The organism is Streptococcus sp. CCH8-C6, assembly GCF_001557225.1.
In the GTDB taxonomy this organism is placed as follows: Bacteria; Bacillota; Bacilli; order Lactobacillales; family Streptococcaceae; genus Streptococcus; species Streptococcus sanguinis_C.
The window spans coordinates 1-14,522 of the sequence record NZ_LSJN01000064.1; the positions used below are offsets into that span (position 1 = coordinate 1).

The window sequence follows — 14,522 nt, forward strand, 5'->3', positions numbered from 1 at the left end:
AAAGTTTTGATAATCTATATGCTTCATTAGCAGAATCAGCTTACAGAGATAGACCAAATAAGTTTCCATATGAACAATTGGATCCGAAAATTCAAAAAACACTTGATTCAGGGAAATCCGTTGAATTTAATTTCTCTACAGATGGAAAAGATTCGGAAGGTAAAGTAACTCATGGCGGGGGTACGGATCTGCCAAATGGTGGCAAGGTTTATCTTCAACCGGATAATAAAAAGTTGTTAGAGGATGAAGAAACTGGATACCACGCTTATTATGTCACGGATACAGATACGATCAACCAAAATACCAAACAGACCTATTTTGCTGTTCGTGGGAGTGATGGTTTCGGAATTGATATAGATGAGGCACAAAAGGACTGGGGTGGATACTTGCAGACTTACAACCCTAGCGATTTCAACTTCCAAGACTGGGTTTACAATGATGCAGCTTTTGCACTGACAGACGCGATTGTTCCACAAGCCAAGCATGCTACTGAAGGCATGAAGGCCAAAATTGCGGAACTAAATCAATATGCAGCACCAGATGCCAAGATGGATATAACAGCTCATTCATTGGGGACGATGACTTCGATACAAGGGGTTGCAGGACTTAATGAGAAAGAGTTGAATAAGGTTGGTCAGATTGTTCTTTTTGATGGTCCGGATCCTACTAAAAGTCTGGAAAAAGCAGGTTATGGCGATAAAATCCCACAATTAGATGCTAAAACAATTTATTATGTTAATCCCTTTGATCCTGTTAGTATGCTCAATCGTGATAAACCTTGGGATCAGCAACTTGGTGATGTCAGAGTGGTAGTTCCGATCGAATATACAAGTATGATGGATAAACACTCCTCCCATGACTTTGGCGCTTATCAGATAGATAGTAAGGGAAATCTCTTGGAGGTTTCTGAAGACTATCATCCTGAATTATGGAAAGCAGGTCATAAACTTGCGGAATTAAACAAAAAGAGCATTGAAAATATAAAAAAATATGTTCCAGAAAAAGCGATTGAAAAATTAGTAACCATGAGTCCGGGTGAGTTTAGTAGATTAGCGGGACAACTACAAGATAGTATTAAGAGCGGAGACCTATCAGAGATTTTAAAAAGTGTACTTGTGATAAAAGAAAAATTGGGGTTGAGCTTGGAAGAAGCATGGAATATTGCTAATAACATAGATAAACTCAAAGCTACATATAAAAATTATGAAAAGGAATATGAAAAAATCATCAAGGATGCAAAGAAGGAGTCCTTGGCTTGGGATCGAAAGAATCTCGATCTTAATAATCCGAATAACTTACACGAGAGAATCAAGCGTGCAGGTAGTTACGAAGATCGTATTTTGCTGAGGAGCCAGCTGTTGTATACTGCTGTAGAATTGGCTGGTTCAGATATTGAACAAAAGATATCTGAAGTGAAAACTGCCTTGGCTGATGCCGAATCGAATCTTAAGGGATTTATTGAGTATAGTAGAAGTGCTATTAAGATTTTGGGTTTTTTATTGTCTGATTCGGAGATAGAGGGACTAATGTCAGAACTGTCCTTTGAAAACTTGTGGGATTCAGGGATTAACGAGTCAAATATCAGTCATTTAAAAGAATTTGAAACTAAGATAACTAATTTCTCTCAAAGTATGATTCAGTGTGCACAAAATCTGGAGCAAGTAGATGCTCAAGGCGCTGCAGATATTTTTGCAGCCTTCTCTTGATTGTACTCAAGTTTAAACGATAAAAGTAAAGGATAATTATGGCAGAAAAAATAAGTGAAAATATTATAATAGAAATATTGAAGAGCCAACAAAGACTAGCTATAAAAGCGGCCGTTACAGTCTCTGTAGTAGCTGCCAAGGCCAAGAGAGAGGCGCTTCAACAAACGTTAGATACCAAAGCACAAGAACTGCAAGATTATGCCAAAAACACATATAACACGAATATCACGGATGGGCTAGAAGGTCAAGCAGCAAATGCAGCTAAAGACTATCTATCCCAAATGCCAAAACCAGAATTAACAAGTCCAATCAAAAGTTAGTTATAGGTGATAAAGATGAATGCAGAAATTTATAGACTGGATGAACAGTTTGATAAAAAGATGAGGGAATTAAAGAAAAAAGAGGAATATTTAGAAGACAATTTGTCTTATGTCCTTCATACGACAGAGCAATTAAAAGATGAAGTTTACCGAATAGCAAACGGAGAACTGCCTGTGGAGGCGTATTCCGATATTTTTCAAATGGATACTAATGCAGAGTTGTTTCGAAAAGATGTTCTTGAGCAAATCGATGATATCGGTGAAGAACGCTCAAAACTTCGTTGGGATTATGAGGAGCAATTAGATGCTCTCTATAAGAAAAAAGCTAAAAAGCAAAATAACTAAGCAAGTATTGGAGTTTTAGGAGATTAAATGTTTATAGACATTCAGGAGTTATTTCTTGGATGGCTTTTTTACGTTATTTAGCTCACCTATAAAATTCTTCTATTACTTTCATAGAAAATATATATTAGCCAGAAAGGGGCAATCATAGTAAAATAGCTATCAAAATAGACTAAAGGAGTTTGGAATGAAGTTAGTTTCTTTATGGTCAAAGGTTTATCTGGGCTTGCAACTCTTGATTGCTTTAATTTTGGGGGTTCTTGTTGCTCTTATCTGGCCGCAGTTTTCGGCTTTTTACCAGTTTTTGGGTCAAGCTTTTATCAGTTTGATTAATATGGTGATTATTCCACTGGTCTTTCCGGTTGTGGTCGTAGCTGTGGCTGGTGTGATTGGTAAGAAATCTTTTGGGAAGCTTTTGTCAAAGAGTCTGCTCTATTTCTTTGCGGTCACGACGGCGATTACTTTTATTTTTGTCTTTGCAGCTTATTATCTGGGCTTTGGTCAGGGAGTCAATATCGGTCAGGCGGGAGCCAGCATTGACGGGCTTGCCAAAAGTATTCAGCTGGATGAGTTCTTGCTTAGCTTCATTCCCTCCAATATTGTCAAGTCGCTTTCGGAAGGAGCTCTGCTTCCTATTATTGTTTTTGCTATATTTTTAGGATTTGGGCTTGGAAGTCTCAAGGAAGAAAAGACTCAGAAAGCTGTTGAGCTGCTGCAGATTTGGATTGAGGCTATTTATAAAATTGTCGGTGTGATTGTGAAGCTGTCTCCGATTGGTATTTTTGGTTTTATTGCTAAGGATGTGGCTACGACAGGAGTTGACAAGTTGGTCGGTTTGGGGCAATTTGTAGCAGGGACTTATCTGGCTTATGCGGTGCTAGCTTTAGTGATTTTTCCTTTGATTGCTTTTGCTTTCAGAATTCCTTATCTAACAAGCTTGCAACGGATTTGGAGTCTTTTGACTTTGGCTTTTGTCTCTGGCAGTTCCAGTGTTGTCTTGCCGTCACTGTTGAAGGATTTAAAGAAGCAGGGCTATGATGAGCATGTCATAGATTTGGTTGTGCCTTTGGGTTACACTTTTAATCTTGAGGGGGCTGCTGTTTATTTCTCTGTAGCAACTGTTTTTATTGCGCATGCTTATGGGATTGCTTTTTCGGTATCAGGACTTTTCTTTACTGTTTTGCTTTTGACTTTGATTGGTAAAACAGCTGCAACGGTGCCTTCAGGAGCGATTGTTGTCTTGCTGGCAGCTGCGCCTCAGCTAGGCCTGCCAGTAGAAGGCGTTGCCCTGATTTTTGCGGTTGATTTCTTTGTCAATGCTGGTCGCACTGCCCTCAATGTTCTAGGCCAGGTCTTGGCCGTCAGTGTTATTGAAAAGACGGAAGGCAATGTAGTAGAAGAATCGAAAAGCAGCAAGCTGGCTGTTCGGTATTCATAATGGAGAGGAGACTTATGAGTCAAGCAAAAGTATACGTTATTCATGAAAATTTGGAGTGGACGCAGCACTTGGTCAAGTGGCTGGAGGAAAAGGATGTGCCCTATGAACTGTGGGATTTGTCAAGTGGGATCCTAGATCTGCAGAGTCCGCCCCCAACAGGAATTTTCTACAATCGGATGTCAGCCTCTTCTCATACGCGTGGACACCGCTATGCACCGGAATTTACAGAACAAGTTCTAACTTGGCTGGAAGCTCACGGTCGCAAGGTCATCAACGGAAGCGGGGCTATTAATCTGGAAATCAGCAAAATTAAACAATATTTGAAGCTTTCTGAGGCTGGAATTGCTTATCCAGAGACAGTAGCCGTTTTGGGACAGGAGAATATTCTTGAGGCAGCTAGAAAGCTTAATATTTATCCCCTGATTACCAAGCATAATCGGGCGGGGAAAGGTTTGGGAGTGCAGCTCTTCAATAGTGAGGAAGAGTTGGAAGCCTATGTAGAGAGTCCTGCTTTTGAGCCTTCTGTGGATGGGATTACCCTGCTTCAGGCCTATATCAAGCCTGCGGATGGTCGGATTCGTCGTTCGGAGTTCATCAACCAGAAGTTTCTTTATACAGTGTCCATTGATTCATCAGATGGCTTTCAGCTTTGTCCGGCAGATGGGTGTCAGATTGGGCAAAAGCCTGCTCAGTTGGAAACATCGGATAAGTTTCAAATCACGGAGCCGCTGCCTGCTAGTCAAAGACAGGCTTATGAAACCTTTCTAGCTAAGGCTGGTATTGATGTAGCAGCTATTGAGTGGGTAGAGTCGGAGTCGGGTCAGATTTATGTCTATGATGTGAATACCAATACCAACTATAATCCGACAGCAGAAGAAAAAGCAGGAATTTTTGCTCATCAGCACTTGGCAGAATATCTAAAGAACGAGCTGGCACCATCCTATTCAGAATAAATTTAAAAAGAACAAGAGCTTTCCGTTTTGGAGGCTTTTTGTTTTTTCTTCGTTTCTAAAATATGACATCTGTCATTTTGTTTTTGTGACAAACGTTAGGTGAAGCGCTTACAAAAATTTGTTATATTTAGATTATTGAGATTGCTTCTTTTTTATAAGGGAGTTAGGTGCTAAATGAGGTGTTCATTTTGAACAAAGAAAGTTGAAAGGAGTGTGTTATGTAACAGTGATTTGGTTGTGAGGAGTCTGATTTTATTTTTAGAATATTGAGGTGTGTCATGAAAAATCATCAGGAAAAAGTGTGTAAAAATTGGTTTATGAGAAAAAGCGGCAAGCGTTGGGTTTTTGGGTGTGCCCTGCTGGCTTTTGGAGCATTCTTGTTAGATGGCGGCGGAGTGGTTTATGCGGATGAGGGTAAGGCTAATCCAGTTCCAGCTCAGATTTTGCAGACTGATTCATCAGCTGTCTCGGAGCCTGAGAGCGGGCAAACAGCTGCTCCTATAAGGAATGCCGATAAGACAGATAACCTTGTAGCTGGGGAGACTGTTGCGACGGAAGCAGGTAATCAGGATGCAGCAATAGAGTCAGCCAACCAAAAGGCTGATAAGGAAGATCAAGTCACAGCAAATGCTAGAGAGACCAAGCAGGAAGAAGACGAACAGCCAGCAGCGAAGGAAGTTGCTTCGGAAAAACTCCTTGCCGTAGAGACTGTGGATAAGCAGACAGGCTTCAATACTAATTTGGCAGAAGCCAAGGGAGACAAAAATGGAGTTTGGGAAGTCCGAGAGCAAGGACTTTATAGTGATGCCAGAGGCAAAGGTGATAGTTTCCTTTACTCTCAAAGTCAGGGCAAGGATTTTGTTTACTCAACGGATGTAACCTTCCTCAGTAGGGAAGGGGCGGCAGCCCTCATTTTCCGCAGTAATAATAATCCGGATGACAAGAGCAGCTATGCAGTTAATATTGATGGTGGCAGTAACAATGTGAAATTTTGGCGTTGGCAAGGCGGACGTGACTATCAATTTATCAATGAAAAACATATCGAGCCAACGGATGATAATAAATATAGACTCAAGGTCGTTTCTATCGGCTCTTGGGTATCCTACTATGTCAATGATATTCTAGTGGCCAGCTCAGGAGATTACACGCTTCAGAGAGATGATAAGGGGCAGAATACTTATCTGTCAGAAGGCTATTTTGGCTTACTTAACTGGAATAGCGAGCTGCTTTTTCAAAATACCTTTTATAAAGAAATCACTCCTCAGTCTAATCCCGAGTTGGAGGATATAAGGGTGACTTCTTCGGTTGGGAGAGTGGAGCAGAAAGGTCAGTTCACTGCCCCTATCACTATCCAGTATGTCAAGCATGATGCTGAGACTGTAGACTTGATTGTCGTAGCGAAAAATCCTGCTGCCAAGGTAAGCGTGACTGATGCTGCAGGTAGGGTTTATAGTGATTTGAAGAATATTCCGCTGGCAGTGGGGGCAAACTATCTGACTGTAACCAGCACTGTGACGGATGCGGATGGGCAGAAGGTCAGCCTGACTTACCGGCTTAATGTCCATCGTCGGCAGGTAGATGAGGTATACTACAATGAGCTCTATCGCGGTCAGTATCACTATTCGGTCAAGGACGGTTGGGCCAATGATCCCAACGGGCTGGTTTATTACAAGGGAGTTTATCATTTCTTCTATCAGTTTTATGACGATACCAAGTGGGGGCCTATGCACTGGGGCCATGCGACCAGCAAGGATTTGATTCATTGGGAAGAACAGCCGATTGTCTTTTATCCGGATGCTAATGGGGCTATGTTCTCAGGCTCTATCGTAGCAGATACTACCAATTCCTCTGGTTTATTCGACAATGACCAGGGCGGTTTAGTCGCACTGATTACTGCCGATGGAAACGGTCAGCGCATCAAGTTAGCCTACAGTAAGGATGAGGGTCGGACTTGGACGAAGCTTGATCAAATTGCAGCTGACTGGACGGATGATCCACTGCAATCTCAGGATTTCCGTGACCCCAAGGTCTTCCGTTGGGAGGGTAAATGGTTTATGGTCGTTGCAGGCGGACCGCTGAGAATTTATTCGTCTGATAATCTGCGTAATTGGAAGGTGGAGTCAACTTATGCGGATCTCCATACGGAGTGTCCAGATTTCTATCCTTTACTGGCAGACGATGGCAGCCTTAAGTGGGTCCTGTCTCGTGGCGGGCGCTCCTATAAGGTCGGTGATTTTAGACAGGTGGAGGGCAAGTGGACCTTCGTCCCAGATGCTGAGTTTGCTCAGGCTGATCAGGTCATGAACTTTGGTAAAGATTCTTATGCGGCCATGACTTACTACGTTCAGGACTTTGGCAGCAAGGCTAATCCAACCCTACCCGACATTATCGCGTCTAACTGGATGAATACCTGGGAGGACTACTGTAATCTGGTAGCCGATACCGTCGGTCAGAAGTTCAACGGCACCTTCAATCTTAACCTCAAACTAGGCCTTATCAAGCAAGACGGCAGCTATCGGCTGACTCAGACGCCAATAGCAGCCTATCAGTCTTTGCGTCAGGAAGACAAGGCTGTGTTGTATAAAGACGTGGAAGTTAGTGAGAAGAATGGGCTGTTGAAAGATTTTTCAGGTGATCAGTATGAAATTGTCTCTACTTTCCGTCCGAGTGAAACGACCAAGAAAGTCGGTTTTAACCTGCGGGTTGGAGATGGAGAAGTGACTAGAGTTACCTATGATTTAGAAAAGGAAACTCTCTCTATTGACCGCAGCCAGTCCGGCATTCTTCTCAGTAATAAATTTGCTCAGGTGGATAGTCAGTCTGTCAAGCGCAATGCGGATGGCAGCATAGATCTGCATCTCTATGTGGATCGCTCCAGCCTAGAAGTCTTTGCAAAAGGGTATACTGTAGCGGGTGCCAATCAGATTTTCCCTGCACCAAATAGTCTTGCCGCTAGTGTGTTTGTAGAAGGTGGTGCTGCTAAGGCTGACATTGCTCTTTATCCGCTGAAGGGCATCTGGAAAGACAAGCAGGCAGTGACCAAACCACTGGAACTAGTGCAGGCTTCTCCTGTAACAAATAATATTTATGTCGGCGATACTTTAGATTTGAAAGCATATGTCATGCCAGCAAGTGTCTCTCAAGCGGTCAGTTGGAGTGTGGATCAGCCAGACCTAGTCTCTGTCACGGAAGATGGCAATAAGCTACGAGTGACTGCTCTGCAAAGGGGTGTGGTCAAGGTAACGGCGACCTCTAAGGAAAATCCAAGCCTTTCCAAGGTCTTCACCATCAATATTAGCCGTAATGACTTTAAGACCAATGTTCCAGACTTAAAAGCTGTCTCTGGTAAGTGGTATGTCGACGGTGAAAGTCTCTATAATCAGAATACCAGCGCCAATGATTATTATATAGGAGGTCAGAAGATACCTTTCCCTGAGTATAACTTGGATGTGGATCTCAAGTATCAAAAAGGCTTGATTAACATTTTCTATGCGTCTGAAAATGTTGATCCTCGCAATGCTTATTCTATTCAATTTGGCGATAATGATAAGATTCGACTTTACCGCTTTATGGGAGAGACGATTGCAGAAAGTAGCATGAATGGCAAGCATCTTAATGACGGCCAGTTCCACCATGTTAAGCTAGTGAAAACTAAAAATGGTGTTAGTGTATCTGTAGACGGTGTAGAATACCTGAACCACCAATTTGATACGGTTGAGCCTTATTATAATGATGCCTATGTCGGTCTGGGGCTTTGGGATGGAGATTTGGAAGCGCGCAATTTCTTTGTGAACAATCTTCATGCGCCAGCGGTTAATAAGGCTTCTCTGCAGAAAGTGGTAGACAGTACATCTAGTCTAGATCCGAGCCTCTACACAGATGAGACAGTTCAGGCTTACCAGTCAGCCTTGGCTCGAGCTCAGTCTCTCTTGGCAGATGAAAAAGCGGAGCAGGCGGATTTAGATAGAGCAGAGCAGGATCTGAAGACAGCTCTTGCTGCTCTGGCTGAGAAACCAAGTCATCAGGTCACTCCGGAAGAAGGGATAAAGGACCTAGTGGAAGAAAAGCCTTTCTTAGAAGTCGTAATGGAAGAGATTGCATATCAGACCCGAGAACAGGAAAATCCAGAACTGGAACAAGGGCAGCGGCGGATACTTGTAGCCGGCCAAAAAGGTCAAAAGCGGGTCTTTGTAGAAGTCTTGAACGGTCAGCGAACCATCCTCGGTCAGGAAGTGCTCTCTCTAGCAGTTGACGAACTAGTAGAAGTTGGCAGCAAGGTGGTGGCTGAAAGTGCTAAACAGCCTTTGACAAGGACCCAGGCTCAAGCTTTGAAACAAGGTGAGGAAGGAAAAGTTATTCCGTCGCCAAGATTGCAGCCAGCTCCCGACTCAGCCCTGCCTAAGACTGGCACTCAAGAAGATAAGTTTCTGCCTCTGGCTGGTTTAGCTTTTCTGGGAATGGGTCTTCTAGCTGGAAGAAAGAAGCAAGAAGACTAAGATGCTAAGCAATGGTTATTTGCACATAAAAAGGATGGGTGTTTTCCCGTCCTTTTTTGATATAATTATGGCTTGCGAAATGATTCGTTTCTAGCTGAGCATGCTCCAGTATTTGGCAAGAAATTTCGCTACATCCTCTTTCCTCCTTTCTTAATCCTCTATCCGAACTTGCATCCGGATGAACATATCGCGGTGCTGCTCCTGGAGTTGTGGCTGTTCATGAATCACCTCGCAGATATAATCGCCCACAGGAGTATATCCAGCTTGGGTCAGAGCCTGGTGAAAATGCGGCAGAGCTTTAAGTTCATCTGCAAAGGAAGAGCAGTAAGCAACAGCATAATTTCCTGCCGGCAGCAACATTCGATTTAAGTGAGGGAGTTCATTGGGAGTATGATGGAAGAGACAGAGTTGTTTGGAAATCCATCTTTCTTTTTGGAAATCTTCTTGTTTCATAATGGAGCCAACACGGCTGAAATGAGTGAAAAAAGGACTGTAACGCAGGATTTCTTGCTTGAAGCAGCGGAGAGCAAGTTCGTATTCCTCACTTTTCATTTGATAAATATTTTGATTAATTTCAAAAGTAAGCAGCTGCCGTTCAGAAAAAGTTAGGATTTCCAGCTCTTGCTCGCTCTGCTTTTCGCCATAGATACGGGCACCAGACCGAAAGATTTCAATTTCTTGGATTTGTTTTTCTAAATTCTCTTTTTCCTCTAGAAGGCGCTGATAGCGCTCCTCGATAAGCTGGTTCAGTTGAAAATGGTCCTTATCAGATAGGATTTCTTTGATGTCTTCTAGAGAAAAATTCAGTTGACGCAGGTACTGAATGGAGTCAACCAGAGAAGATTGATTGATGTGATAGTAGCGATAGTTGGTTTCTGGATCGACTTTATAGGGTTTTAAAAGACCGATTTGGTCATAGAATCGTAGAGTTTGGATGGAAATCTGATTTATTTGGGAAAATTCTCCGATACGCAAAATTTTTTTCATTTTTTAAAACCCTCTATTGACTCTCTAGTTACTAGAGATATTATACTATAATTGTGAAAATAATAACAATTAATGGAGGATTTGCCATGAGAAATACAAAAATTCGTGCTGTTCAGTATGGCTGCGGCAAGATGCCTAAAGTGATTTTCAAGTATCTATTGGATCACGGTGTAGAAATCGTCTGAGCTATTGATAACAATCCTGCTGTTGTAGGGCAGGATGTTGGTGATTTTGCAGAGCTAGGCTATAAGACTGGTGTCTTGATTTCTGATAATGCTGAACGTGTCTTTGAAGAGTGCGACGCTGACATTGCCATTGTCACCATTGCTTCCTATATGCCGGAAATGTATGATTTTTTTGAAACAGCTATCAAGCATGGAGTTAATATCATCACGACCTGTGAGGAAGCTATCTACCCTTGGACGACATCGCCATCTGAAACAAACCGCTTGGACAAGATGGCTAAAGAATATGGTGTCACTGTAATGGGATCAGGCATGCAGGATATTTACTGGATTAATATGCCTTGCTTGGCTATGTCTGGCCTTAATCGCATTCAAAAGGTGAAAGGGATTGTCAGCTATAATGTGGAAGATTATGGTCTGGCTTTGGCAGAAGCGCATGGTGCTGGTTACGATTCAGAGCGATTTGAAAAGGAAATTGCCAGTGCTGAGAGTCTTCCGTCCTATATGTGGAATGCTGCTGAAGCTATTTGCTCTAAGATGAACTGGACCATTCAGGATATTTCACAAAGGAGCGTTCCTTACATTTTGGATGAAGATGTTTATTCTGAAACGCTGGGACGTACAGTTCCGGCGGGGCAAGTAACGGGTATGTCAGCTGTGACAACCATTCATACCCATCAGGGAATTGAGTTGGAAGTAGAGTGTATTGGCAAGGTCTATCGTGAAAATGACGGAGATATGTGTGATTGGGAAATTACTGGTGAGCCAAATCTAGCCTTTTCAGTCAGCAAGCCTGATACTGTAGCCTTGACCTGTGCCACTATCGTCAATCGAATCCCTTCTGTGTTAGACGCACCGGCTGGTTATGTAACCTCAGAGTTGGCGCGTGAGCTGGCCTATCCGACCTATCCGCTTCATACCTATGTGGAAAAATAGAGAGTTTATAACTAAAAATACACCTCCCGCATCAATTGGGAGGTGTATTTTTAAGTATTAGTCTTCCTTTTTCTTTAAAAGTAAGAGTCCAGCTGCTCCTGCGATTAGGAGTCCAGCTAGAGCAAAGCTGGCAGTTTTTTCTTGGCTGCCAGTTTGCGGAAGGGTCTGACTCTTGTAGGTCAGGACTACCGTTTGAGCCGGTGGATTCACTGTAGCAGGCTTCCAGTCAAGGACAGTCTGACTTGGCGCTTGATAGGTTGGAACAGGTGTCGCAGGACTTGGGAGGTCTGTCAGTTCGGCCAACTGGCTGCCAAAGATAGCATTTGAGATCCAACGGTAGAAGTGGACAGGGTGAAGCCGGTTGGTCGGATTGCCAGCATAGACAAAGAGAGGTTGTTCTTTATAAGTGCCGGCAATGGCTACGACTTTGTTGGCCAGTTTTTCATTGCCAGGCCACCAGCCAGCGATGTAGAAGTCACTGCCAGCAATGCTGGCAAGAGTCCTAAAGTTGGCAGGAATCTTAGCAATCCAGTTACCAGAGTTGGAGTAAAAGAGTCCATCCTTTTTGTAGCCGCTTGTCAGCGGGTCTTGGTCTTGAATAACGGCTTTCATCAATCCTTCATAGTCACTGCCGTTCTTGAAGCGCTCAGCGTCAAATCCATCTAAGATTCCTAGTTTTTCCAAGCGCTGCATAGCAGAGCCTCCGACGACGATGGTTGGCTTAAGTCCGATAAGAGACTTGTCATAGTCGTTGCTTTCAAGGACGATGACGTCCGCTTCTTCTGGGCTGTCAACGATTTCAAAGCCCATATTTTTCAGAGCCAAAGCTGTGTGAGCGGGTGAGTCCACACCTGCCCAGTAAAACTGATGCGGCGGTGCATAGACCTTGAGAGGCTTCAGAGTCGGTCCTTGTGGAATCTTATAAAGGGCATCACCATAAATAGCATAACGATCTAGGAGGCTGGTAAAGGTCGGTGTATCAACGATGTAGCCGTCATCTGTCAGGTAGACTTTCTTGCCTTCAGCAAGAGCTTGGTTGACGGCCTTGACCGCGCTCTCAGACGTATTGGCAATGACGTAATAAGGCGCTTTGTGATCAACCTGACTGGTACGTGCAGCACGGAGGGCTGTCACCTCGCCTAGCTTGCCTTCAAAGAGCTTGTCGCCAAAGACTGGCTGGGCTTTGAAGCCTTTCATATCAGGGAAATTGACAACCAATTCCGCATACATAGCAGCCCACTTGGATTCATTTGAGCCTTTGTAGAGGACATGATTGGCATAGCCACGCTTGGCCTGCGCCATATCGACAACCAAATCGCCTTTTTTATAGTTGCCGCTGTCTTCCTTGAGTTCTTTGACCAGGACACCGTTGCGCTTGAAATAGTCAATCATATTAAAGGCTTCTTGGGTATCGTTGTCCTTGTCTACTCCCATCGGGATGACATAGTAGTCTGGGAAGAATTTTTCCTGGCCTTTTTTAATCCGGCCTACGACCTGACCATCAGGTCCGACGAGTTCATTTTCTGCCTTAGGATCTTCGACTTTATTGATGCCGCGCAGGTAGAAGTTGAGACGCATCTCCATGAGTTTATCTGGGTTCTGAGCTAGATAGTCAAGGCCTCCTAGAACTGCATAATATCCAGCCTTGTAGGACTCTTGATTGCCCTCCGGAATTTCGATGGTATGTCCCAGGATGCCATGGTACATAGAATAAACCGCTGTGTAGCCGGAGAAGGAATCGTCCCATCCGTCTCCCCAGTCCAGTTTTGGAATGATGTATTTGTCGTAGCCAGAGTTGGCAACGCCGGCCCGTCCCATATGATGGGCATTGTCCAGCATGAGGTCAGCTAAAAGGTCATATTCAAAGTTAGGATCGTGAGGCGGGGTTGCCGGCTCAATCAGGAATTCCTTGACAAATCCGTGGATATCATAGAGGGCAATTGGGTTCCATTTGTTAATCAATCCAGCAACAGTACGGGTTTCAGGATTGGCTTGGTAGCCAGTATCACGGTTAGGGTCAAGTCCATTGGCCAGAGCCCGAGTGTTGAGGACATCGCCGTCAGGATTCTCCGTAAAGTCAAAGAGAAAGATAAACTTCTTCAGTAAATCTTGGATTTTGAGAGTGACAAGTTTTTCAGAACCATCGGCAGCGGTTGTTTTGAAGCTGATTTGGTCTTTAGTTGCAAAAGTTTTAAAGAGACCTGTGATAATATCAATAGCAGGCTGTTCATCAGCGTGAGTGTTGTTAATGAGCACAGGCAGTTTATAGTCTAAGTTGCCATTTTTGAGAGCTGCCAGCATTTCTGCTGGTTTGGTCAAGGCTTGCGGATTAGTTGTGCTGAGGTAGTCGTCGATGCTCTTTTGGTCAGAACTGATGATACCCAGCTTGATATCGCGCCCCTGAGCGCTCTTTCCAATGTTCTCAATCTGTACCAAACGATCTGTTTTGGCATCCTGTCTGCTCTTTTCAATAGATGCCAGCATCTCCTCATGGCTGTGGAAGTCTTCATAAGGGCGCAAGACGATATTTTTGCGAATAGTCAGGCTCAGGTCCTGGCTCGTACCGACCAGTTCATGGCTGCCAATGAAGTTTCGATAGGTGCGGCGGATATTATGGGGAGAGCGCAGACTGAGATCGTCTCCGAAAAGTTTTTGAAACTGCAGATTCAGATGAAGATCGTTCCCGTCAGCCTTTTCCTCAATTGTGACAAAGGGTTGGCCGGTAAAGGTGCCGCTGTCCATATTCCAGGTTTTCCAGTCGGCTATTGGTTTATTGTCCAGAGTCCAGGTCAGTTTGCCCGCCTGAGAAGCCTGTCCTTGGACGGTTTCCTTGAGCTCTGCAGGTTCGGACATATAAACGGTACTGTCGGCCAGCTGTGTCTTGGCTTCTTCAGAAGCAGCTGCTCTTGTTTGAGCTGCTGCAGAGACAGCTGGATTGCCCGCTGCAGGAGCAGGAGTCTGTTCTTTTTCTCCTGTCTGATTTGGAGCAGCTTCTGTCGCTGGAGTTACAGCCTCTACCTGATTGGCGGTTGGCTGTGACTCAGTACTGTTCTGCTGGTCAGCCGCGGCCTTGCCCTGAGCTAAGACAGCCATCAATACAGCGGCTGATAAACTCAAGACCTGAGTATAGAGACGCTTCTTGTATGAATCGTTCATTAG

The 14,522-nt window shown here is 44.0% G+C and carries 8 protein-coding genes and 1 pseudogene; 7 read left to right on the forward strand and 2 right to left on the reverse strand.

The window, feature by feature from the left end; translation table 11 throughout:
• From AX677_RS09440 to AX677_RS06505, 6 genes are all read left to right on the forward strand, one after another.
• Positions 1–1,706, forward strand: a 1,706-nt coding sequence (locus AX677_RS09440; protein ID WP_060976564.1) for a hypothetical protein, incomplete at its 5' end; no start/stop codon positions are given.
• Between the two features lie 38 nt (positions 1,707–1,744).
• Positions 1,745–2,026 (forward strand): hypothetical protein, encoded by a 282-nt coding sequence (locus tag AX677_RS06485; RefSeq protein ID WP_004193378.1) that lies wholly within the window; start codon positions 1,745–1,747, stop codon positions 2,024–2,026.
• A gap of 15 nt (positions 2,027–2,041) precedes the next feature.
• Positions 2,042–2,371, forward strand: a complete 330-nt coding sequence (locus AX677_RS06490; protein WP_004193376.1) for a hypothetical protein — start codon at positions 2,042–2,044, stop codon at positions 2,369–2,371.
• A 184-nt stretch (positions 2,372–2,555) separates the two neighbouring features.
• Positions 2,556–3,806 (forward strand): dicarboxylate/amino acid:cation symporter, encoded by a 1,251-nt coding sequence (locus tag AX677_RS06495; protein ID WP_060976565.1) that lies wholly within the window; start codon positions 2,556–2,558, stop codon positions 3,804–3,806.
• A 14-nt stretch (positions 3,807–3,820) separates the two neighbouring features.
• Positions 3,821–4,759 carry a RimK family alpha-L-glutamate ligase gene (locus AX677_RS09445; protein ID WP_060976566.1) on the forward strand — a complete coding sequence of 313 codons (939 nt, stop codon included), beginning with the start codon at positions 3,821–3,823 and terminating at the stop codon, positions 4,757–4,759.
• A gap of 278 nt (positions 4,760–5,037) precedes the next feature.
• Complete coding sequence (locus tag AX677_RS06505; RefSeq protein WP_060976567.1) at positions 5,038–9,255, forward strand: GH32 C-terminal domain-containing protein; 4,218 nt, start codon at positions 5,038–5,040, stop codon at positions 9,253–9,255.
• Positions 9,256–9,405: 150 nt separating this feature from the next.
• Here the strand turns inward: AX677_RS06505 and AX677_RS06510 are convergent, their stop codons facing one another.
• Positions 9,406–10,242 (reverse strand): helix-turn-helix domain-containing protein, encoded by an 837-nt coding sequence (locus AX677_RS06510; protein WP_060976568.1) that lies wholly within the window; start codon positions 10,240–10,242, stop codon positions 9,406–9,408.
• Positions 10,243–10,328: 86 nt separating this feature from the next.
• Here AX677_RS06510 and AX677_RS06515 point away from each other — a divergent pair.
• Positions 10,329–11,363: pseudogene (locus tag AX677_RS06515) on the forward strand (dihydrodipicolinate reductase).
• 57 nt (positions 11,364–11,420) lie between these two features.
• Here the strand turns inward: AX677_RS06515 and AX677_RS06520 are convergent.
• Positions 11,421–14,519 (reverse strand): LPXTG-anchored zinc carboxypeptidase, encoded by a 3,099-nt coding sequence (locus AX677_RS06520; RefSeq protein ID WP_060976569.1) that lies wholly within the window; start codon positions 14,517–14,519, stop codon positions 11,421–11,423.
• Positions 14,520–14,522 lie beyond the last annotated feature (3 nt).

Excerpts from the sequence above, each read along its gene's own strand:
- AX677_RS06520 (WP_060976569.1), bottom strand. The coding sequence starts at position 14,519 with ATGAACGATTCATACAAGAAGCGTCTCTATACTCAGGTCTTGAGTTTA.
- AX677_RS06485 (WP_004193378.1), top strand. The coding sequence starts at position 1,745 with ATGGCAGAAAAAATAAGTGAAAATATTATAATAGAAATATTGAAGAGC.
- AX677_RS06495 (WP_060976565.1), top strand. The coding sequence starts at position 2,556 with ATGAAGTTAGTTTCTTTATGGTCAAAGGTTTATCTGGGCTTGCAACTC.
- AX677_RS06490 (WP_004193376.1), top strand. The coding sequence starts at position 2,042 with ATGAATGCAGAAATTTATAGACTGGATGAACAGTTTGATAAAAAGATG.
- AX677_RS06510 (WP_060976568.1), bottom strand. The coding sequence starts at position 10,242 with ATGAAAAAAATTTTGCGTATCGGAGAATTTTCCCAAATAAATCAGATT.
- AX677_RS06505 (WP_060976567.1), top strand. The coding sequence starts at position 5,038 with ATGAAAAATCATCAGGAAAAAGTGTGTAAAAATTGGTTTATGAGAAAA.
- AX677_RS09445 (WP_060976566.1), top strand. The coding sequence starts at position 3,821 with ATGAGTCAAGCAAAAGTATACGTTATTCATGAAAATTTGGAGTGGACG.